This window comes from Candidatus Pelagibacter sp., assembly GCF_052049995.1.
In the GTDB taxonomy this organism is placed as follows: domain Bacteria; phylum Pseudomonadota; class Alphaproteobacteria; order Pelagibacterales; family Pelagibacteraceae; genus Pelagibacter.
Map to the genome: position 1 here is coordinate 2,501 of NZ_JBNGYX010000005.1, position 21,817 is coordinate 24,317.

Below are 21,817 nucleotides of genomic sequence, written 5' to 3' on the forward strand. Positions count from 1 at the left end.
GCGCCTACACCTAGATGGCTTAAGCTTGCTTAATAAATTAAGTCACTGACCCATTATACAAAAGGTACGCCGTCACTCTAAAAAGAGCTTCGACTGATTGTAGGCATGCGGTTTCAGGTTCTATTTCACTCCCCTAATAGGGGTTCTTTTCACCTTTCCCTCACGGTACTAGTTCACTATCGGTCACTGAAGAGTATTTAGGCTTAGAGGGTGGTCCCCCTATATTCGAGCAGGATTTCACGTGTCCCGCTTTACTCAAGAATTTTGTTAAACATTACTCATACGGGACTATCACCCTCTATGGTTAGCATTTCCAAACTATTCAAATTTTTTCAACAAAACTACTGGCCTATTCCGCGTTCGCTCGCCACTACTAACGGAATCTCAATTGATTTCTTTTCCTCTGGTTACTTAGATGTTTCAGTTCTCCAGGTTGTCTCTTTAAACCTATTTATTCAGTTTAAAGTACCACATAAAGTGGTGGGTTTCCCCATTCGGAAATTTTCGGATCAAAACTTACATACAGCTCCCCGAAACTTATCGCAGTATATCACGTCCTTCATCGGCTTTCAGTGCCAAGGCATCCACTACACGCCCTTAAACGCTTGATTTATGCACAGAAAAAAATTCTGTGTAGAATCAAATTTTTATTTTGAACATTAGCTAATAACATTACTAATGTTCGGATATAGATATTGATATTAATTATTATTTATTCACAATTTTAGATAACTAAGTGTTCTGGTGGAGGATAGCGGGATCGAACCGCTGACCTCCTGAATGCAAATCAGGCGCTCTCCCAGCTGAGCTAATCCCCCATGATCTATTTGGTGGGCCGAGAAAGACTCGAACTTTCGACCCCACCCTTATCAAGGGTGTGCTCTAACCAACTGAGCTACCGGCCCCCATGCAAGAGAAACACTACTTTAAGAAGAGAAATGAGGACGGTCAACATTACCTATGTATATTATTTAGAATAAAAAAAATTTTTATTCATCCTTAGAAAGGAGGTAATCCAGCCGCAGGTTCCCCTACGGCTACCTTGTTACGACTTCACCCCAGTCGCTGACTATACCGTGGTCAAGGGTTTGAAACCTTGCCTTAAGGTAGAACCAACTCCCATGGTGTGACGGGCGGTGTGTACAAGACCCGGGAACGCATTCACCGTGGCACGCTGATCCACGATTACTAGTAATTCCAGCTTCATGCACTCGAGTTGCAGAGTGCAATCCGAACTGAGGTATCTTTTAAGGATTTGCTTAACCTCGCAGTTTTGCTTCCTGTTGTAGATACCATTGTAGCACGTGTGTAGCCCAACACGTAAGGGCCATGAGGACTTGACGTCATCCCCACCTTCCTCCAGCTTATCACTGGCAGTTCTTTCAGAGTGCCCAACTAAATGATGGCAACTAAAAGTGAGGGTTGCGCTCGTTGCGGGACTTAACCCAACATCTCACGACACGAGCTGACGACAGCCATGCAGCACCTGTGTTTCGTCCGGCCGAACCGAAAACTTTAATCTCTTAAAGTCGCGACGAACATGTCAAGTGTTGGTAAGGTTCTGCGCGTATCTTCGAATTAAACCACATGCTCCACTACTTGTGCGGGTCCCCGTCAATTCATTTGAGTTTTAACCTTGCGGTCGTACTCCCCAGGCGGTGTGTTTATCGCTTTCGCTGCGACACTGAAAATAAATTTCCAACGTCTAACACACATCGTTTACGGCATGGACTACGAGGGTATCTAATCCTCTTCGCTACCCATGCTTTCGTTCCTCAGTGTCAGTAATGATCCAGAAAGCTGCCTTCGCAATTGGTATTCTTTCTAATATCTACGAATTTCACCTCTACACTAGAAATTCTGCTTTCCTCTATCATACTCTAGCTGAAAAGTTTTGATGGCAGTTCCAGAGTTAAGCTCTGGGATTTCACCACCAACTTTTTCAACAACCTACGAACTCTTTAAGCCCAGTAATTCCGAACTACGCTAGGTCCCTTCGTATTACCGCGGCTGCTGGCACGAAGTTAGCCGGACCTTCTTATTCGGGTACAGTCATTTTCTTCCCCGACGAAAGAGCTTTACAACCCAAGGGCCTTCTTCACTCACGCGGCATCGCTGCATCAGAGTTTCCTCCATTGTGCAAGATTCCCCACTGCTGCCTCCCGTAGGAGTTTGGGCCGTGTCTCAGTCCCAATGTGGCTGATCATCCTCTCAAATCAGCTATTGATCACAGTCTTGGTAGGCCATTACCCCACCAACAAACTAATCAAGTGCAGGCTCATCCAATGGTGCATAAAGCTTTCTCCGTAAAGACTTATCCGGTATTAGCACAAGTTTCCTCGTGTTATTCCAGGCCAAAGGGCAGATACCTACATGTTACTCACCCGTCTGCCACTAAGTATTGCTACTTCGTTCGACTTGCATGTGTTAGGCGTGCCGCCAGCGTACGTTCTGAGCCATGATCAAACTCTCAAGTTTAAAAACGGCGCACACTAGCTTCCATATAAATTCTAAGAATAAAATTTATATGTGATTGAAGTGTGTACGACAAATTTTTGGTAACCTTAACCGTCCACACTTCTCTTCTTAAATTTTAACGTTTTAAATAGCTAATTGAGCAAAAAAGGCTCAATAATCCTCACTAATTTATTGTTTAAACAATAATTTTATTGAGAAAGTTCAGTGCTTATAGGCTAAAATTAAAGGAAATCAAGCATTTAAGACCAAAAAAATTAAGAAAAATACCATATTTTAAAGGGTTTTTTTTGATTTTTATCCACCCCTAAACTATTAATTGAACGACTATCAAAAATAAATGCTTAATAATTTAAAGATTAAATTAAAAAAAAATTTTGAAATTTTTGGATTAATTTTCTTAATTTTTATAACCGCTATTGCAACAAATTATTTTAATTATAAAAAAAATTTAAACGAAAAAACTTACAATAATTTTATTGATAATGTTTATTTTAAAAAAACATTAAGTTACCTAGTCGATAATCTTGAACCAAAATATAAAAAAGTTAAACACAAAATTAAATCAGGAGAAACATTTGATAAAATTTTGGAAAGCTATTCAATTGAAAAGTCAGAAATAATTAAAATTAAAACCTCTCTTAAAAAAAAAATAAATCTTAATAAGTTAAATACTAAACAAATAATACAATTTAGTCTTGATAAAACAAACAACAAAATTGAGGAATTTATATATCAAATTTCTAATACTCAAAAAATTTATCTTAAAAGAAATTCTAAAGGAGACAGTTTTGATAAAGAAATTGTTTCAATAAAGTTAGATAAGAAAATTATGTATAAAGAAAACTTGATAGTACAAAGTTTATATAAAGCAGCCACAGACGAAAAAATACCTGCTAATATAATTATTAATTTTGCAGGAATTTATGGATTTCAAGTTGATTTTCAAAGAGATATTAGAAAAAACGATAAATTTCAAATTATGTATGAAATTTTTTTGAACGAACAAAATGAAATCATAGAAACAGGTGAAATTCTGTTTGCGAACCTAAAACTCAGTGGACAAGATAACAATTTATATTATTTTGATAATAAAAAAAGTGAAGGTCACTATGATAAAAATGGAAAAAGTGTAAAAAAAGCATTAATGAAAACACCAATTAATGGTGCAAGACTTTCTTCTCCATTTGGAATGAGAAAGCATCCCATAGATGGTTACAATAAAATGCATAGAGGTACTGATTTCGCTGCACCTATGGGGACTCCAATAATGGCGTCTGGCGATGGGGTTGTTAAAAAGGCTGGATGGTGTGGAGGAGGAGGAAACTGTGTAAAAATTAAACATAATTCAACTTATCAAACAGTTTATGCTCATATGTCAAAATTTGCTCGGGGTATAAAACCTGGTGTAAGAGTCAAACAAGGACAAACTATCGGTTATGTTGGCTCCACAGGAAAATCTACTGGTCCTCATTTACATTATGAGGTGATTGTAAATGGAAAAAAAGTAAATTCGCAAAAACTTAAACTTCCATCAGGTAAAATATTAAAAGGTGAAGAGCGAAAATTATTCGAAACTGTCAAAATTAAATTGGATGTTCTTAAATCAGAAAAAATATTAGGAATAAATTAATTTACTTCTACTTGGGTTTTTGAAATTTTTTGAATTTTGGTTTTATCACTAGCTTCATCTACAGAATTTTGGTCTAAATTTTTAACGTTTGCCTCAATAATTTCAGGATTATATTCAGATCTTCCTTCAGAAAACTTCTCTCTTTTAATATTTTCTCTTTCGTTAAGTATTCTTGTGAAGTGATCAGCATGCTGTAAATAGTTCTCAGATAAAATTTTATCTCCATTTGATAGAGCCTCTCTTGCTAAATCATTGTATTTTTCAATTAATTTTGGTGCATTATGATTATTTCTTCCAGGAGCTTTTCTTTTAAAATTATCATTATTTGAAAAGTTAGAGCTAAATTTAGGAGCGTCACCATTTGTTTTAAAACTTCTAGTATTTCTTCTAAAGCTACTTCTTCTATTGTTATTGCTATTATTTCTGAATGTTACCATAATTTAATTATTATATTTTTGTACTAACTATACACCGATCATTATTTGCAAAATCTTTTAGAGTACTATTTATATAAAAACCTTCTTTTTTTAATAAGTTAATTACCTTATTTTTTTGATCAAATCCAATCTCTAAAATAAATTTACCATTTTTTTTTATCAGTTCAGAAGATTTTTTAATTACTTTTCTGATTTCTGATAAACCATCTAATCCACCATCTAATGCTAGTCTTGGCTCGAAATTAGCAACATCTCTGTCCAAATATTTAATATCTATTGTTTTAATATAAGGAGGATTAGAAACTATCAAATCATATTTTCCTAAATTGAATTTGTCAACATCTGATTTATATAATTTTACTCTAGAACTAACTTTAAGATTAATTGCATTCTTTTTACTTATATTAAGACATTTTTCACTTATATCTATCCCAGTACCAAAAAAATCTTTTCTTTCTTTAAGAATTGAAAGAAGAATACAGCCTGAACCAACGCCTATATCCAAAATATTTAATTTATTTCTTATTTTTGTTAACTTTAATGCATATTCTACAACGAGTTCTGTATCTGGTCTTGGAATTAATGTATCATTTGAAATAATAAATTCTGAATTCCAAAAAGACTTTTTTTTAATTAAATATGCTACCGGGTTCCCTAAAGATCTCTGTTCAATCAACTTAAAGAAATTATTTAAATCTTTTTTATTAATAGGTTTGCTGTAATTTAGTAAAATATAATTTCTATCTTTATTAATTATTTTAGTCATTAAAATTTCAGCATCTAATAGTGGGTTAGGTATAAATTTACTGTTTAAAATTTTTGAACCTTTATTTATAGCTAAATTAATATTCATATATTATTTTAAGTTACTAAGACTTTCCTCTTGCGCTTGTAGTGTCAAAGATTCAATCATTTCGTCAAATGCTTCACCTTCTAAAAATTCATTTAATTTATGAAGAGTTAAATTTATTCTATGATCTGTAACTCTTCCTTGAGGAAAGTTGTAAGTTCTTATTCTTTCTGATCTGTCTCCTGTGCCAATTTTTGTTTTACGGTCTTGAGATCTTTCTTGGTCAATTCTTGACCTTTCCAATTCATATAAACGTGCTCTCAAAATTTTCATTCCTTTTGCTTTATTTTTATGTTGTGATTTTTCATCTTGTTGAGATACACTTAAACCAGTTGGGATGTGAGTAATTCTTACAGCACTATCTGTTGTATTAACAGATTGTCCACCTGGTCCACCTGCTCTAAATACATCTATTCTTAAGTCAGAATCATTTATTTTTAAATCTACTTCTTCTGCTTCAGGTAAAACAGCTACTGTTGCTGCTGATGTATGAACTCTTCCTTGAGTTTCGGTATCTGGAACTCTCTGTACTCTATGAACTCCACTCTCATACTTTAGTGTTGAATAAATATTAGTACCTTTAATTGAAGCTATAACTTCTTTTAAACCTCCTGCATCACTTCTAGATATTGAGATTAATTCTAAAGACCATTTTTTTTTATGACTAACTTTTTCATACATTTTAAATAAATCTGATGCAAATAAACTTGCTTCTAATCCACCTGTCCCTGCTCTTATTTCAATAATAGCATTTTTTTTATCTGCTTCATCTTTAGGTAACAAAAATAATTTTAATTTTTTTTCATTAGCTTCATATCGATTTTGTAAATCTATCAATTCTATATCTGCCATTTTTTTTAACTCTCCGTCAGCAGAGCTATCATTTAGTATTTTCTCTAATTCTTCTTTTTCAGTTTGAAAAGAAATGTAATCTTTAGCACTTCCAACTATTTCATTTAAATCTGAGTATTCTTTTGATTTTTCGGCAAATAACTTGTTGTCTAATCCACCAGTGGATAAATCTTTTTCTATGGATGAATGTCTTATTATTAATTCCTCAACTGTTTTTAAGGGTATCATAATTAGTTCTCTAGTTCAGATACTTTTTTCTCAACTTCGCTTACAACCTTATTAATTATGTCATCAGTTAAAACTTTTTCATTCTGAACACCGGATAAATAAAGCATATTATTTCCTTTTCCCCCTCCAGTAATTCCTATATCTGTCATTGCAGCTTCTCCTGGTCCATTAACAACACAACCAATAATTGACACTGTTATTGGTGTTTTTATATGGGCTAGTTTCTTTTCCAATATTTTAACAGTATCGATTACATGAAATGCTTGTCTTGCACAAGAAGGGCAAGAAATGATCTTTACTCCTCTATTTCTCAAATTTAGTGATTTTAATATCTCATTACCAATTTTCACCTCTTGAGTTGGGTTGTCAGATAAAGAAATTCTAATAGTATCTCCAATTCCATCCATTAATAAACTACCAAGCCCTATGGATGATTTTATGCTCCCAGATACAAAACTTCCTGCCTCTGTAATTCCAAGGTGTAAAGGATAATCTATAACTTTAGATAGTTGTCTATATGCTGCTATCGAAAGGAATACATCTGATGATTTGACACTTATCTTAAAATTTAAAAAATCTTTATCTTCTAAAATTTTTATATTTCTTAAAGCGCTTTTAACTAATGCCTCTGGACACGGCTCTTTAAATTCCTCCAAAATATCTTTTTCCAGAGAACCTGCATTTACTCCAATTCTTATTGAACAATTATTATTCTTTGCTGCTTTCAATACCTCGTGTATCTTTGTTTCATCTCCAATATTTCCTGGATTAATTCTCAAACAGCTAGCTCCATTTTCTGCTGCCTCAATAGCCCTTTTGTAATGAAAATGTATATCTGCAACTACTGGTATTGATACATGTTTTATTATTTCTTTTAATGCTTTTGAAGAGTCCTCATCTGGACAAGAAACTCTTACAATATCAGCACCTTCCTCAGCTATATCATTAATTTGTTTTATGGTTGCTTTAACATCCGTAGTTAAAGTATTGGTCATTGATTGAACAGAGATTGGATTATCACCACCAATCTTTACATTTCCAACATTTATTACTTTTGTTTTTCTTCTTTTAATATCTCTAAATGGTCTTAAACTCATTATAATTAATCTAATTTAAATTCTTTATGCAAAGCAGCTATTGCTGTTTTAACATGCTTAACAGAAACTAGAACTGAAATTTTTATCTCTGAGGTAGAAATAACCAAAATATTAATTTTTTTTGATGCTAGTGCCTGGAACATTCTATATGTTATACCTGGAGTCGTTATCATACCAACACCGATGATTGAAATTTTAGAAACACCTTTATCAAAAGATAATTTTTTAAAAGATATTTTTTTATTTTGTTTGATTAATTTTTCTGTTTTTTTTAAATCATCAGCTTTTATAGTAAATGTAAGATCTGTCTCTTTTCCATCTAGAGATATATTTTGAACCACCATATCTACATTGATAAGATTTTTTGATAGTGGTTTAAAAATAGAAGCAGCAACACCAGGTCTATCTTTTACTCCTACAATTGTAATTTTAGCATCATTTTTTGTTGATGAAATTCCAGTTATAATTTGGTCACTAAATGCTTTTTTAGAATTTGTTATTAAGGTACCAGATTTTAATACAAATGAAGATTTTACTTTAACATCAATCTTATTCAGCTTTGCATCCTGAACCGATGTAGGCTGCATTACTTTTGAACCGAGAGATGCCATTTCTAACATTTCGTCATAAAAAATTTTTTTTATTTTTTTTGCTTTTTTATACTGCTTTGGATCAGTAGTATAAACTCCATCTACGTCAGTATAAATTATACATTCATCAGCTTTAATAAATTTTGCAAGCATAATTGCAGTTGCATCAGATCCGCTTCTTCCGATTGTTGTTATTCTTAAATCTTTACTTATACCCTGAAATCCTGTGATTATAGGTATTCCGCCTGAATTTATATATCTATTTAGTTCTTTGATACCTACTAAACTAATCCTTGCACTTGAATGAGGACCATCTGTTATAATAGGTAATTGCCATGATGTCCAAGATCTCGATTTAAAACCATTATGTTTTAGTCTACCAGCAATAAGTGCACATGATGCTTGCTCTCCAGTCGAAACTAATGCATCATATTCTGCTCTATCAAAATTGCTACTTATCAGTTTAGATTTATTAACTAACTCATTTGTCACACCACTCATTGCCGATGAAACAACTACTACCTTATTTTTTTTCTTTTTGTAAAAAGCAATAATTTTGCATACCTTTTTAATTCTATCTATAGTTCCTACAGATGTTCCACCAAATTTTAATACGATAGTTTTCATGCTAGCTTTAATTATTAATATTTAATAAATAATGGATAAAATACATCTAAATTATTATGTCAACTATTTATCACAATGACTAGTGTAAATAAAAAAGAAATAGATAAATTTTCTAAAATGGCCAATGAATGGTGGGATCCAGAGGGTAAATTCAAACCACTTCATAAATTTAATCCAACAAGAATAAAATATATAAAAGAAAATATTATTAATAATTTCAAATTAAAAAATAAATTAAGACCTTTATCAGGAATAAATATTTTAGATATTGGATGTGGTGGAGGGTTACTATCAGAACCAATGTCAAGAATGGGAGCAAATGTTACAGGTATCGATGCATCTGATAAAAATATAAAAATTGCAAAACTCCATTCAAAAAAAAATAAACTAAAAATTAATTATTTATGTTCATCACCTGAAAAGCTTAAAATTACAAAAAAATTTGATGTAATTTTAAATATGGAAATTGTTGAACATGTAGAGGATATAGATTTTTTTTTAAAGTCTTGCTCAAAACTTTTAAAAAAAAATGGACTAATGTTTGTTGCAACAATAAATAAAACTTTGAAATCTTATATTTTTGCAATTGTTGGAGCAGAGTATGTTTTGAGATGGCTTCCGATTGGAACGCACGAATGGGAAAAATTTGTAAAACCTGAAGATCTTAAAAAAATTTTAATGAAATATGATTTATCTCTAAACAAATTAGAGGGTATGAATTTTAACATTATTAAGGACGAATGGAGTATTTCTAGAGATTTATCTGTAAACTATATAGCAAAGTTTATTAAAAACTAATTTTCTTTTTCATCTATCCAAGGGATCATTTGAGCATCTATACCTTCTTCTTTTAATTCTTTCAAATCTTCCTTTGATGCACTACCGTAAATACCCTTTGATTTTTTTTTACCATTATAATGAATTGATCTCGCTTCATAAGCAAAATTATCACCAACGTAATTAAAATTATCTTTAATAAATTTTTGATAATCTTTTATAGTTTTTTTTATTTTATTGTATTTTTCTAATTTAAATTTTTCGTCAGTTTTTGATTTATTACTTATGAGCTGAGGTGCCATAATTGTTTTTTCAACTTTTTCTGAATTGCAATTATGGCAATTCAAAAGTTTTTTCTTTTTTAGTCTTTCATACTCGTTTGAAGATGCAAACCAACTATCAAACTTTAAATTACATTCTTTGCAAAGAAGTTTATATTTAATCATAATTATTAGTTAATTATAAAATTTGAGTTTTCAATAAGTTAACTTCTATAGTCTGCATTAATTTCAATATATTTTTTTGTTAAATCCATAGTATAAGCTGTAAAGTTTTTATTTCCTGTAAAAGTTTCAATATTTATTTCTATATTTTCAGATTTCATATAATTTGCTGTTTGTTTTTCGTCATAACTTTGATTTAATTTTCCACCTTCTACAATTGTTATAGTTCCAAACTTAACAGATAATTTTTTTAAATTAATTTTAGGCCCAGCTTTACCAATTGCCATTATAACTCGCCCCCAATTTGGATCTTCTCCAGAAATTGCAGTTTTCACTAGTGGAGAATTTGCGACAGATAAAGCAATTTTTTTTGCATCTATCTCATTTCTACATTTGCTAACATTTATTGTTATAAATTTTGATGCTCCTTCACCATCTGAAACAATTCTTTTGGCTAAATTCAAAAGAACATTATTTAATGCTTTATCAAAATTTTTAATTTTATTTTCATTCACACTTTTTACTTGAGAATTTTTAGCTTCATTAGTTGCAAAGATAGTTACCATATCATTGGTGCTTGTATCTCCATCACAAGAAATAGCATTAAATGTATTCGTTATATTTTTTTTTAATAGCTTTCCTAAAACGTCATTAGATAAAGTTGCATCAGTAAATATATATGCAAGTGTTGTAGCCATATTCGGATGTATCATTCCTGAACCTTTAGCAATTCCATATATTTTTATTTTTTCACTTCCAATATAACATTCCTCCATAGCTAATTTTGGCTTTGTATCTGTAGTCATGATTGCAAGTGCTGCCTTCATCCAAATAAATTTATTTTGAGTATAAGTGATTTTTTTTATTAAATTTGGAATATTGTTAGAAATTTTTTCATATGGAAAAATTTCCCCAATAGTACCGGTACAACCAAATATTATATTCTTTGAAGAAATTTTCTTTGGATTCTCTTCGTCTTCTTCTTGTTTTTTATTTAATTGTTTCACAGTTAAATCTGCTATTTTTTTTAAACTTTCATACCCTTGCTTTCCAGTGAAAGCATTTGCATTTCTTGTGTTTACAATTAGAGAATATATTTTTTTTGGTCTTTGATTGATATTCCATTTTATATTTTCAGATACTATTTTTGACTGCGTATAAACAGAAGCATAATTTGCACCTTCTCTAAAATAAAACATAGTTAAATCATCTCTTATATCTTTATATAAATTTGCTGAAACAACTGAAATTGAAAGACCATCTAGATGATCAAGGTCTTGAAAATCAATCATTTTTGTATTTTTTGATTGAGATGATAAAAAATTTGTTAAATTAATTCCCATATTGTTTAAATTATTTATTTAATACATATATTAAACAATATAAGTAAAGAATAAATCAAATAGTAATGTTTAACCCATTAAATTTAATAACAAAATTTATCAAATCTAGTAATCAAAAAGAGCTAGATAGGATTGGTAAAATTGTTGAAAAAATAAACTTATATGAGGAAGAGTTAAAAAATTTAAAGGACGACGAATTTCCAAAAAAAACTAATGAATTTAAAAATCAGATAAAAGATGGAAAAACATTAGACGAGTTACTTCCAAAAGCTTTCGCTTTAGTAAGAGAGGCTGCCAAAAGAACACGAAATGAAAGACACTTTAATGCTCAGTTAATAGGAGGTGTGGCCTTACATGAGGGTAAAATTGCTGAGATGAGAACTGGAGAAGGAAAAACCTTAACCATAACACTTGCTGCATATTTAAATGCATTGAGCGGTAAAGGTGTTCATATAGTAACTGTAAATGATTATCTTGCAAAAAGAGACTCGATTGAAATGGGACAAATTTATAATTTTCTTGGTCTTTCATCGGGATTTATTAACAACTATCAAGATGATGATGAACGTAAAAAAAATTATAATTGTGATGTAACTTATGCAACTAATAGTGAGTTGGGTTTTGATTACTTAAGGGATAATATGAAATTTTCTCAGGAGCAAATGGTTCAGAGAGATCATAATTTTTCAATCGTGGATGAAATAGATTCATGTTTGATTGACGAAGCAAGAACACCTTTGATAATTTCTGGAGCAGCTGAAGATAAAACTGCTCAATATCTAGTAATTGATAAACTAATTAGAATCTTAAACAATAAAGACTTTGAAATTGATGAAAAAGAAAAGAGTGTTTTATTGACAAATGACGGAATTAATAACGTTGAAAAACTCTTTTCTAATGCTGGTATTTTAAAAAATAATAATTTTTATGATCCAGAAAATCTACATTTAGTTCATCATGTTAATCAAGCTTTAAGAGCAAATCATTTATTTGAAAAGGGTAGAGATTATATTGTTAAAGATGGAAGTCTTAAAATAATTGATGAGCTTACTGGAAGAATTTTAGAAGGGAGACGTTTTGGAGACGGCTTGCATCAAGCATTAGAAGCAAAAGAAAAAATTCAAGTTCAAGCTGAAAATCAAACTTTAGCTTCAATAACTTATCAAAATTATTTTAAATTATATAAAAAAATATCTGGTTGTACAGGTACAGCTGCAACAGAATCTGAAGAGTTTTTTGAAATTTACAATTTGCCTGTTGTTGTTATTCCAACAAATAAAGAAATGATCCGAAAGGATTTTAATGATTTAATTTTTAGAACTGAAAAAGAAAAGAACGATGCAATTATAGAAAAAATAATTGAAAAAAATAAATTAGGTCAACCAATATTAGTATTTACTTCAAGCATTAATAAATCTGAAGTTTATTCAAATTTATTAAACAAAAAAAATATTAAACACGTAGTGTTAAATGCAAAAAATCATGAAAATGAGGCTGAAATAATTGCAAATGCAGGAAAAGAAGGTTCATTAATTATTACAACAAGTATTTCGGGTAGAGGAGTTGATATTCAGCTTGGTGGTAAGAAAGGTTCTATACCAGAAGATCAACTTAAAATAAATAAAGACAAAATTAAATCCTTAGGAGGTTTATTTGTAATTGGCACAGAAAGAATGGAGTCTAGAAGAGTTGATAACCAGGCCAGAGGAAGATCTGGAAGACAAGGAGATGAGGGTAGTTCTGTATTTTACGTTAGTCTAGAGGATGATTTAATGAGAATTTTTGGATCAGAGTCTATGAATAGTATGCTTGAAAAACTTGGGCTTAAAGACGGTGAAAGTATTGATCACCCTTGGATTAATAAAGCATTAGAAAGAGCGCAGCAAAAAGTGGAAGCTAGAAATTTTGATATAAGAAAAACACTTATCAAATTTGATAATGTTCTTAATGATCAAAGGCATGTTGTATTTTCACAAAGAAAAAATGCGATGAATAGTGAAAATATCTTTGATTATTCAAATGAATTTTTAAAAGAAATATCTGATGATTTAATAAAATTAAAAATTTCAAATTTATCCAATCCTAAAAGTAACGAATTTAATAATAAAACTAAGCAAATAGTTGGAAAAAGCTTTGAAGAAACTGAATTAAATTCTTTAATTCAAGCAAAAGATAAAGATTTTAGAGAAAAGATTTCTAATAAATTTCAAGAAACCAGAAACGAACGAATTAAACTTTTGGGTGAGGAGCATGCAAAAGATATAGAAAAAAGAATATTTCTTCAATCAATTGATTTAAATTGGAAATCCCATATCCAATATTTGGAACAATTAAGACAAGTTATAGGTTTAAGATCTTACGGTCAGAGAGATCCGTTAGTCGAATATAAAAAAGAAGCATTTGAATTATTTTCAAATCTTTTAGAAAAATTAAAGTTAGATTATGTAACTATATTAATGAATTTAAAAGTTGTTATTGAATCAAACCAGGATAAAAAAAATAAACAAAACAATATTTCTAATCAAATATCAAAGAATAAAAAAATGGGAAGAAATGAACCGTGTTTCTGTGGGTCTGGTAAAAAATTCAAGCACTGCCATGGAGCTTTATAAATTTAATCAAATAAAAGAATTAAAGAAAACAAAATTAATCCACCAACAATTGCGAACAACACATTTTTTGATTTAAAAATTTTATCAAAATTATTTTTCTTAATGGTTAATGTACTCAGATCTTCAGTACTTGTCATAAAACCATCGTTTCTTCCAATTTTAAGAAATTTATTTTTTCTATCATTCATTATTTCTTCTGAGGATAATTCATCAAAATAATTTAAATTTTTTGTTAAAGTTTGTCTGACATTATTTAATATTATATCTCTATCTCTGTGTGCGCCACCTAAAGGTTCATCAATTATTTCATCAATAACTTTTAACTTAAGTAAATCTTTTGCTGAAAGCTTCATTGCTTTTGCAGCATCAAGCATTTTTTTTGGATCTCTCCACAGAATAGTTGCACATCCCTCTGGAGATATTACTGAATAGATTGCGTTTTCTAGCATCAGGACTTTGTTTGATGATGCTAATGCTATTGCTCCACCAGAGCCACCTTCGCCTATAATTATTGCAATTGTTGGAACTTTAAGTTCCATACAGCACTCAATAGATTTTGCAATCGCCTCCGCCTGTCCTCGTTCTTCAGCCCCTACACCTGGATATGCTCCCGGAGTATCAATAAAAGAGATTATAGGAATATTAAATTTGTTTGCTAGATTCATTAATCTTATAGTTTTTCTATAACCCTCTGGTCTCATCATTCCAAAATTTCTCTCAATCCTACTATCTAAATCTTCTCCTTTTTCTTGGCCTATCACTAAAACTGATTTTCCGTTGAACTTTGCAAATCCAGTTAAAACTGATTTATCCTCTCCATAATATCTATCTCCAGATAGTGAAATGAAATTATCAAACAAATTATCAATAAAAAATTTTGCTTTAGGTCTATCTTCATGACGCGCAACCATAGTAGTCTGCCAAGGATCTAGATTAGAATAAATATTTTTTAATTTTTCATCAATTTCTGTTTGAGTACTTGAAATTTTTTTAGTATCGACTTCTGACAATCCTTCTTGATTATAAGGGTCTTTTAATTTTTCTAACTCGTTTTCAAGATCTTTAATTTCTGTTTCAAAATTTAAATAATTTTTCATATTTTATTTATAGCGGATGGTTAAAATACAAAAAAGGCAATAAAATGATATTAAAAAGGTGTAATTCTTATTAATTGACTTAAATCATTTTACAGATACAAATTCAATATCGGGAGAGACTATTTATAGCGCCGAAGGAGCAACCACCCCGGAAACTCTCAGGCAAAAGGACCGATTAAAGCATAACACTCTGGAAAGAGATTGATTTCCGCCGAAGGAGTAAAGCTCTCAGGCAAATATACAGATGGGGTACGAACTTGAGTGCTATGCAAGAAAAATATATTAAAATTAATAATCTACAAGTATCTGAGAAACTATCAAACTTTGTTAATGATGAATTATTAAAAAATACAAATGTATCTTCAAAAAATTTTTGGTTAGGTCTAGAGAAAACCTTAGATGAGCTAGCACCAAAAAATAAAGAATTAATTAAATTCAGGGAAGAATTGCAGAAGAAAATAGATGATTGGCATTTAAAAAATAAAGGTAAACAATTTAACTTAAATGAATACAAAAAATTTTTATTAGAAATTGGCTATTTAAAAAATGAAGGACCTGATTTTAAAATAGAAACTGAAAATGTTGATGAAGAAATTACGAGTATTGCTGGACCTCAGTTGGTAGTGCCAGTCATGAATGCTCGGTATGCATTAAATGCTGCAAATGCGAGATGGATGAGTTTATACGACAGTCTTTATGGTACAGATGTAATTGAACAATCTGAAGATAGCGTATCTGAAAGATATGACCCTTTAAGAGGTGAAATGGTTATAAAATATGGAAGAGATTTTTTAGATAAGTATTTTCCGTTAGCAAAACTAAGTTGGAATAAAATTACAAGTTTTGCTGTAAAAGGTGGGAAATTAAAAGTTTTAAAAGGTGCTGATATTTTTGATTTGGAGGACGAAAATAAATTTATTGGGCACAGGGGCGAAAGCGATAATCCATCTGCTATTATTTTAAGAAATAATAATTTACATATTGAAATTCTAAAAGACTCAAGAGCTTTTGCTGCTCAACAAGATCATGCAGGTATAAGTGATATTATACTAGAGGCTGCAATTTCAACAATTTGTGATAATGAAGATAGTGTAGCAGCAGTTGACTCGGAAGATAAAATCATTTGTTATCGAAATTGGCTAGGTCTAATGAAAGGAGATCTTAAATCAAAATTTGAAAAAGAAGGTAAATTATTTGAGAGAAAATTAAATCCTAACAGAAGTTATATCTCAAAAGATGGAAAAGGCTTAAAGTTACATGGTAGAAGCCTATTGCTTGTAAGAAACGTTGGTCATTTAATGACTAACCCTTCAATTTTATTAAGTGATGGAAGTGAAATACCTGAGGGTATTATGGATGCATTCATAACTACAGCAGCCGCGCTACATGATATTAAAAATAAAAATAATTCAAGAACTGGTTCAGTTTATATTGTAAAACCTAAAATGCATGGTCCAGACGAGACAGCATTTACAGATTTAATTTTTTCTAAAGTTGAGGAAGTTCTAAATTTACCTAAGTACACATGTAAGATTGGGATTATGGATGAAGAGCGAAGAACATCATCAAATTTAAAAGAATGTATTAGAAGTCTTAAAAATAGAGTTTTTTTTATTAATACTGGCTTCTTAGATAGAACTGGTGATGAAATGCATACATCAATGGAAGCTGGTCCTATGATTAAAAAAGGTGATATGAAATCATCTAAGTGGATTACTGCTTACGAAAACAACAATGTTGATATTGGTATAAGTTGTGGGTTTTCTGGTAAAGCTCAAATTGGAAAAGGAATGTGGGCAATGCCAGACAAAATGAAAGATATGATGGACCAAAAAACAGGACACTTAAAAGCAGGAGCAAACTGCGCATGGGTACCTTCTCCAACAGCTGCTGCATTACATGCTTTACATTATCATGAAATAAATATTTTTAATGAACAAAAAAAATTAAAAGATAGAGAACCAGCTAAGCTTGATGATCTCTTAACCATCCCAATAGCAGATAGACCTAATTGGTCTGTAGAAGATATAAACAAAGAAATTTCTAATTCTGCACAAACTTTATTAGGGTATGTTGTAAGATGGATCGATCAGGGTGTAGGTTGTTCAAAAGTGCCCGATATTAACAATATAGGCTTGATGGAAGATAGAGCAACACTAAGAATTTCTTCACAACATATAGCCAACTGGATTCATCATGGAATTACAACAAAAATACAAGTAACTGAAATAATGAAAGAAATGGCCAAGATAGTAGATGATCAGAACAAAGATGATCCACTTTATGTTAAAATGAGTAGTGATTATGAAAACTCTATAGCATTTCAAACTGCTTGTGATTTAGTGTTTAAAGGTAAAGAGCAACCTTCAGGTTATACTGAACCGTTACTTCATTTAAATAGATTGAAAAAAAAATCTAATCTGAGTTCGAAACCAAATTAGACCTATTTTTAAAAGCAGAAAATAAAGTTCCATCATCTAAACTTTCAATTTCTCCACCAACAGGTAATCCTTGTGCTAATTTTGTAATCTTAACATTCAAGTTTTTTAAACTATCTTGAATATAATATGCAGTTGTTTGACCTTCAACAGTTGCACTAGTTGCAAGAATTACCTCTTCGATTTTATCTCTATTAACTCTTTCAACTAATGAATTAATTAATAAATCTTCTTTTCTTTGGCCAACTGAAGAAATTGTCCCTCCTAAGATATGAAAATAGCCCTGAAAGATATTTGAATTTTCAATCGACCATTGGTCCGCAATATCCTCTACTACGCAGATTTTATTATATTTTTCTTTTGTATTCTCACAATTTAGGCATCCATTTGAATTTGACTTTAATGCACCACATGAATTGCATCTAACTACATTTTTGTAAACTTGCGCCAATGTATTTGCCATAGGTTTTACAAGTTCGTCACGATTATTTATTAATTTTAAAACAATTCTTTTTGCTGATTTGGGACCTAAACCTGGAAGTTTTGAAATTAATTTAATTAATTCTTCTATCTCACTGATGTTTTGCATCTATTATAAAGGCCATTTAAAACCAGGAATTCCAAAACCTCCAGTTGCTTTTGAAATTTCCTCAGTTGTTTTTGATTTAAGTTGAGATTTAGCACTATTATGTGCTGCAACAATTAAATCTTCAATTATGGTTTTGTCCTCTTTCATAATTTCATCAGATAACTTTATTGTTTGCATCTCTCCCTCTCCATCCAAAGTTATCTTTACAGAATTTGAACCCGAAACTCCTTCAACTCTAATTTCCTTAATCTTTTGTTGGCTTTCTTTCATTTTTGTCTCAAGTTCTTTTGCTTTATCTAAAATTTTACTAAAATCAGTCATTATCAACTCCATCTTTTTTTGAATTAACATCTATTAATTCGGCATCAGGAAATTTATCTATCACACTTTTAAATATTTCTGAATTTTTCATTTCATCCATTAACTTTTTTTTTACATTTTTTTCTTTATCTTTTACTGAAATTTTCCCTTTTAATTTACTAAACGTAATAATCCATCTTTCACCAGTCCATTCAAAAAGCTTTGATGATAAATCTTTTACAAAATCTTTATCTAAACTTTCATTAAAAGATATTTCAATTCTGTTTTTTTCAAATTTTACGAGGTTAACATTTTTTTCTAACTCGTATTTAAGTTTGATCTCTTTTTTTTTTGAACAAATTTCAATTAAATCCTCAAATACATTTATATTAATTTTATTTTCTGCTTTAATTTCTGTTTGAACTTCTGGTTTGATTTTTTCTTCCTGTGCAACATTCTTAATTTGGTTTATTGTTTTAGAAGTTAATTCAGTTTCTGTATTCTTTACATAATTTTCACTCTTCAATTGAACCTCAACATTTTCAATTTTATTTTTAAATTTTACAGAACTTAAATGCATTAGTCTTATTAAAAACATCTCAATTGAAAGGTGTTGATTAGAAACTATATCTATCTCCTCAAGAGAAGAGATGGCGAATTGCCAAAATAATATTAATACCTCTGAATCTATTTGATTTGATAAATTTTTAATTTTAGAAAATTCTTCATCATTTAATGAAAAGTTTGTACTTTCTAAAGTTAAAGAATTAATATTTTTAAAGTAGTAAAGTAACTCTAAGAAATCATTAATAAAAACCTTTGGTTCAACACCTTGGTCATAAATTTTTCTATAAATACTTATTACTTTTGTTTCGTCACCTTTTAAAATTAACTCAAACAAATCGATTAATTGAGATTTATCAAAATACCCAAAAATTTTCTGAGCTGAATTTAGGTCTAATTCTTTTCCTTCATCCAAACTTAATAGTGCTCTATCGAGCAAAGATAAAGAATCTCTAACAGAACCCTCGGAAATTTTTACTATAAGCTTTAAAGCATCATCACTTATTTTTCCATTTTCCTTGTCCTTAATTTTTTTAATAAACTCCAATAATTCTGAGGATTTAATTCTAGATAGATCAAATCTTTGACATCTAGATACTACTGTAATTGGAATTTTTTTAATTTCTGTAGTTGCAAAAATAAATTTTAGATATTCTGGTGGTTCCTCTAAAGTTTTTAATAAAGCATTAAATGCTTGTTTGCTTAACATATGAACTTCATCAATAATGAAGATTTTGTATTTAGCGGAGGTCGGCCCATATCTTGAAAACTCGATTAAATCTCTTACATCATCCACTCCTGTTTTGCTTGCTGCATCCATTTCAAGCACATCTATATGATTAGACTCACTTATAGATTTACAGCTTTCACAAAAGTTTTCTTTACATAAATTATCGATACCATTTGAACAATTAAGTGCTTTTGCAACAATTCGTGCTGTTGTGGTTTTTCCTATTCCCCTTATTCCAGTGAACAAATATGCATTAGGTATTTTATCAGCTTTAATGGAATTGGTAATAGTTTCCGCAACAACTTCTTGACCAATAAGATGATCAAAAGTTTGTGGTCTGTATTTTAATGCTAATACTTTTGAGTTATTATTCATATATCTATAAGGAGACTAGAACCTGAATAACTGTCTCTACGACTGCTTCCGTTAAGATCTGGTCGGGTTCAAGCAGCATCCACCTCTAGCCTCCAGATCTATTATAGCAGTTAAAATTTCTAATCTACAAGAAAAGATTCTTATTTATTTTGTCTCAAACTATCAGCTTCAAAAACACCTAGAACGTGAAAATCCTCACAATGTAGGCCTAGCTCTTCAAGAGATTTTTGAACTTTTGAGTCTTCAATATGTCCATCTAAATCACATAAGAAAAAATAAGAATCAAAACTATTTTTTTCTGGATAACTTTGTAGTTTTGTTAAATTTACACCATTAATAGCAAAACCTCCTAGTGATTGATAAAGAGCAGCTGGCTTACTTTTCAGTTTAAATAAAAAAGAGGTTATATAAGTTTTGTCTTTAAATTCTGGTTGTGAAATATTTTTCCCCATAACTAAAAACCTTGTCAAATTTCCACTTTCGTTTTCTATATTTTTTTTAATTACTTCCAAGCCATAAATTTCAGCACTCAAGGAAGATGCTATCGCAGATTGTTTGATATCTTTTGATTTAGAAATCATTTCAGCTGATCCAGCAGTATCTGCTCTAATATGTTCCACTAAATTATTTTCTTTTATAAATTTTGAACATTGAGACAATCCTTGAGCATGTGAGTATACTTCTTTGATATCTTTTAATTTTGCACCAGTTTGTCCTAACAAGTTGTGTTCAATTTTTTGAAAATGTTCTTTATAAATATTTAGCCTATGTTTAAATATTAAATATTCAATTCCAATATTACCAGTAATCCTATTTGATTCTGGAATTATAATTCTGCTATCTGGCTCTTCGGATGCTTTGTTAAAACACTCATCAAAAGTTTTACATGGCAAAATCTCAGCTTTAGGATCAATAGAAAGCGCTGCTAAATGAGAATATGCACCAAAGGTTCCCTGAAAATAAATTTTACTCATCAATTCTTATATTCCATTATTTTTTTTAAGGCTAGATAATCTTCTTCTGTATCCACTCCTATTGGAGATGACATAGCAAGTGAAACATTGATATCAATATTATTATCTAATGCTCTTAACTGCTCTAGTCGATTTTCTATTTCATTTTTGGATTGATCCAAGTGAACAAATTTTTCTAGACAATCTCTTGAATAACAATAAATTCCAATATGGTGATAAATATTTTCTACCTGCTCAGATTTTCTTGAAAAGGATACAGCCTTTGGAAAATGATCACTTTCTAGGCTATTTTCTGTAATGACCTTAACAATATTTTCATTCTTAAGGTTTTTATTATCTTTTATTTTTGCCGCAAGAGTTCCTAAATTAGAATTATTTTTTACCATTTTGTCATTCAAACTTTTGATATCATCAATATCGATTGCTGGTTCATCACCTTGCAAGTTCATAATAAAATCAACATCTCTAACATTTGATTTTTTAAGTGCTTCGAAAATTCTATCTGTTCCTGTCTTATGTTTATTGCTGGTTAAAATAGCATTGAAACCATTACTTTTAACATCATCAACAATTTCTTGATCCTCTGTAGCTACAATCACGTCTCCAATATTGGCTTCTCTAGCTTTTTTAGACACATGTGATATAATTGATAAACCATTTATTTTTAATAACGGTTTACCTGGAAGCCTAGTCGCAGACATTCTAGAGGGTATAATTACTAAAGTTTTCATTATATTTTCAAATTATTATACTCGTTAAACAACTATAGAGGCAAATTTATACATT

At 30.3% G+C, this 21,817-nt stretch carries 17 protein-coding genes, 2 tRNA genes, 2 rRNA genes and 1 riboswitch (1 of these 22 only partly in view); of the genes, 4 read left to right on the top strand and 17 right to left on the bottom strand.

The window, feature by feature from the left end; translation table 11 throughout:
* From ACTT9Y_RS04820 to ACTT9Y_RS04835, 4 genes are all read right to left on the bottom strand, one after another.
* Positions 1–611, bottom strand: a 23S ribosomal RNA gene (locus ACTT9Y_RS04820) (it extends 2,142 nt beyond the left edge of the window).
* 131 nt (positions 612–742) lie between these two features.
* Positions 743–818: transfer RNA gene (locus ACTT9Y_RS04825), tRNA-Ala, on the bottom strand.
* 10 nt (positions 819–828) lie between these two features.
* Positions 829–905 (bottom strand) — tRNA-Ile (locus ACTT9Y_RS04830).
* A gap of 98 nt (positions 906–1,003) precedes the next feature.
* Positions 1,004–2,478: ribosomal RNA gene (locus ACTT9Y_RS04835) — 16S ribosomal RNA — on the bottom strand.
* Together the 16S and 23S rRNA genes with 2 tRNA genes alongside form the textbook arrangement of a ribosomal RNA operon.
* Before the next feature lie 337 nt (positions 2,479–2,815).
* On the opposite strand from ACTT9Y_RS04835, the gene ACTT9Y_RS04840 reads away from it, so the two are divergent.
* Positions 2,816–4,108 (top strand): peptidoglycan DD-metalloendopeptidase family protein, encoded by a 1,293-nt coding sequence (locus tag ACTT9Y_RS04840; protein ID WP_440933268.1) that lies wholly within the window; start codon positions 2,816–2,818, stop codon positions 4,106–4,108.
* Here ACTT9Y_RS04840 and ACTT9Y_RS04845 read toward each other — a convergent pair.
* From ACTT9Y_RS04845 to ACTT9Y_RS04865, 5 genes are read right to left on the bottom strand one after another with little or no spacing between them, the layout of a single operon-like run.
* Positions 4,105–4,545 carry a DUF4167 domain-containing protein gene (locus tag ACTT9Y_RS04845; protein WP_440933269.1) on the bottom strand — a complete coding sequence of 147 codons (441 nt, stop codon included), beginning with the start codon at positions 4,543–4,545 and terminating at the stop codon, positions 4,105–4,107. The genes ACTT9Y_RS04840 and ACTT9Y_RS04845 overlap by 4 nt on opposite strands.
* A 10-nt stretch (positions 4,546–4,555) precedes the next feature.
* Positions 4,556–5,398: a peptide chain release factor N(5)-glutamine methyltransferase gene (prmC, locus tag ACTT9Y_RS04850; protein WP_440933270.1), complete on the bottom strand. Its 843-nt coding sequence runs from the start codon at positions 5,396–5,398 to the stop codon at positions 4,556–4,558.
* A gap of 3 nt (positions 5,399–5,401) precedes the next feature.
* Entirely contained in the window at positions 5,402–6,475 is a 1,074-nt protein-coding gene (gene prfA, locus ACTT9Y_RS04855) for a peptide chain release factor 1 (protein WP_440933271.1), read from the bottom strand.
* Between the two features lie 2 nt (positions 6,476–6,477).
* The gene (ispG, locus tag ACTT9Y_RS04860) at positions 6,478–7,572 is read right to left on the bottom strand and encodes a flavodoxin-dependent (E)-4-hydroxy-3-methylbut-2-enyl-diphosphate synthase (RefSeq protein ID WP_440933272.1); all 1,095 of its coding nucleotides are present in this window, start codon (positions 7,570–7,572) and stop codon (positions 6,478–6,480) included.
* A 5-nt stretch (positions 7,573–7,577) separates the two neighbouring features.
* On the bottom strand, positions 7,578–8,789 hold the full coding sequence (locus ACTT9Y_RS04865) for an aspartate kinase (protein ID WP_440933273.1): 1,212 nt from the start codon (positions 8,787–8,789) through the stop codon (positions 7,578–7,580).
* 75 nt (positions 8,790–8,864) lie between these two features.
* On the opposite strand from ACTT9Y_RS04865, the gene ubiG reads away from it, so the two are divergent.
* Entirely contained in the window at positions 8,865–9,587 is a 723-nt protein-coding gene (gene ubiG, locus ACTT9Y_RS04870) for a bifunctional 2-polyprenyl-6-hydroxyphenol methylase/3-demethylubiquinol 3-O-methyltransferase UbiG (RefSeq protein ID WP_440933274.1), read from the top strand.
* Here ubiG and ACTT9Y_RS04875 read toward each other — a convergent pair.
* The gene (locus ACTT9Y_RS04875) at positions 9,584–10,012 is read right to left on the bottom strand and encodes a DUF1178 family protein (protein WP_440933275.1); all 429 of its coding nucleotides are present in this window, start codon (positions 10,010–10,012) and stop codon (positions 9,584–9,586) included. The two genes, ubiG and ACTT9Y_RS04875, sit on opposite strands and share 4 nt — an antisense overlap.
* 38 nt (positions 10,013–10,050) lie before the next feature.
* The gene (gene argJ / locus ACTT9Y_RS04880; protein ID WP_440933276.1) at positions 10,051–11,352 is read right to left on the bottom strand and encodes a bifunctional glutamate N-acetyltransferase/amino-acid acetyltransferase ArgJ; all 1,302 of its coding nucleotides are present in this window, start codon (positions 11,350–11,352) and stop codon (positions 10,051–10,053) included.
* 65 nt (positions 11,353–11,417) lie between these two features.
* On the opposite strand from argJ, the gene secA reads away from it, so the two are divergent.
* Positions 11,418–13,964, top strand: coding sequence for a preprotein translocase subunit SecA (gene secA, locus ACTT9Y_RS04885; protein WP_440933277.1), 2,547 nt, complete (start codon positions 11,418–11,420; stop codon positions 13,962–13,964).
* 2 nt (positions 13,965–13,966) lie between these two features.
* On the opposite strand, the gene ACTT9Y_RS04890 is transcribed toward secA, so the two are convergent.
* Positions 13,967–15,061, bottom strand: a complete 1,095-nt coding sequence (locus tag ACTT9Y_RS04890; RefSeq protein ID WP_440933278.1) for an acetyl-CoA carboxylase carboxyltransferase subunit alpha — start codon at positions 15,059–15,061, stop codon at positions 13,967–13,969.
* Between the two features lie 100 nt (positions 15,062–15,161).
* Positions 15,162–15,245: riboswitch (glycine riboswitch) on the top strand.
* A gap of 82 nt (positions 15,246–15,327) precedes the next feature.
* Here ACTT9Y_RS04890 and ACTT9Y_RS04895 point away from each other — a divergent pair.
* Positions 15,328–17,502 carry a malate synthase G gene (locus ACTT9Y_RS04895; protein WP_440933279.1) on the top strand — a complete coding sequence of 725 codons (2,175 nt, stop codon included), beginning with the start codon at positions 15,328–15,330 and terminating at the stop codon, positions 17,500–17,502.
* Here ACTT9Y_RS04895 and recR read toward each other — a convergent pair.
* The 5 genes from recR to kdsB all read right to left on the bottom strand — a co-directional run bounded on the left by recR (position 17,477) and on the right by kdsB (position 21,762).
* Positions 17,477–18,088: a recombination mediator RecR gene (gene recR, locus ACTT9Y_RS04900; RefSeq protein WP_440933280.1), complete on the bottom strand. Its 612-nt coding sequence runs from the start codon at positions 18,086–18,088 to the stop codon at positions 17,477–17,479. The genes ACTT9Y_RS04895 and recR overlap by 26 nt on opposite strands.
* Positions 18,089–18,091: 3 nt before the next feature.
* Entirely contained in the window at positions 18,092–18,409 is a 318-nt protein-coding gene (locus tag ACTT9Y_RS04905; RefSeq protein WP_440933281.1) for a YbaB/EbfC family nucleoid-associated protein, read from the bottom strand.
* Positions 18,402–20,057: a DNA polymerase III subunit gamma/tau gene (gene dnaX / locus ACTT9Y_RS04910; protein ID WP_440933282.1), complete on the bottom strand. Its 1,656-nt coding sequence runs from the start codon at positions 20,055–20,057 to the stop codon at positions 18,402–18,404. Before dnaX ends, ACTT9Y_RS04905 begins: the two co-directional genes overlap by 8 nt.
* 140 nt (positions 20,058–20,197) lie before the next feature.
* Entirely contained in the window at positions 20,198–21,031 is an 834-nt protein-coding gene (locus tag ACTT9Y_RS04915) for a prephenate dehydratase domain-containing protein (RefSeq protein ID WP_440933283.1), read from the bottom strand.
* Positions 21,031–21,762 (bottom strand): 3-deoxy-manno-octulosonate cytidylyltransferase, encoded by a 732-nt coding sequence (kdsB, locus tag ACTT9Y_RS04920; protein ID WP_440933284.1) that lies wholly within the window; start codon positions 21,760–21,762, stop codon positions 21,031–21,033. The genes ACTT9Y_RS04915 and kdsB overlap by 1 nt, the downstream gene beginning before the upstream one ends.
* Positions 21,763–21,817 lie beyond the last annotated feature (55 nt).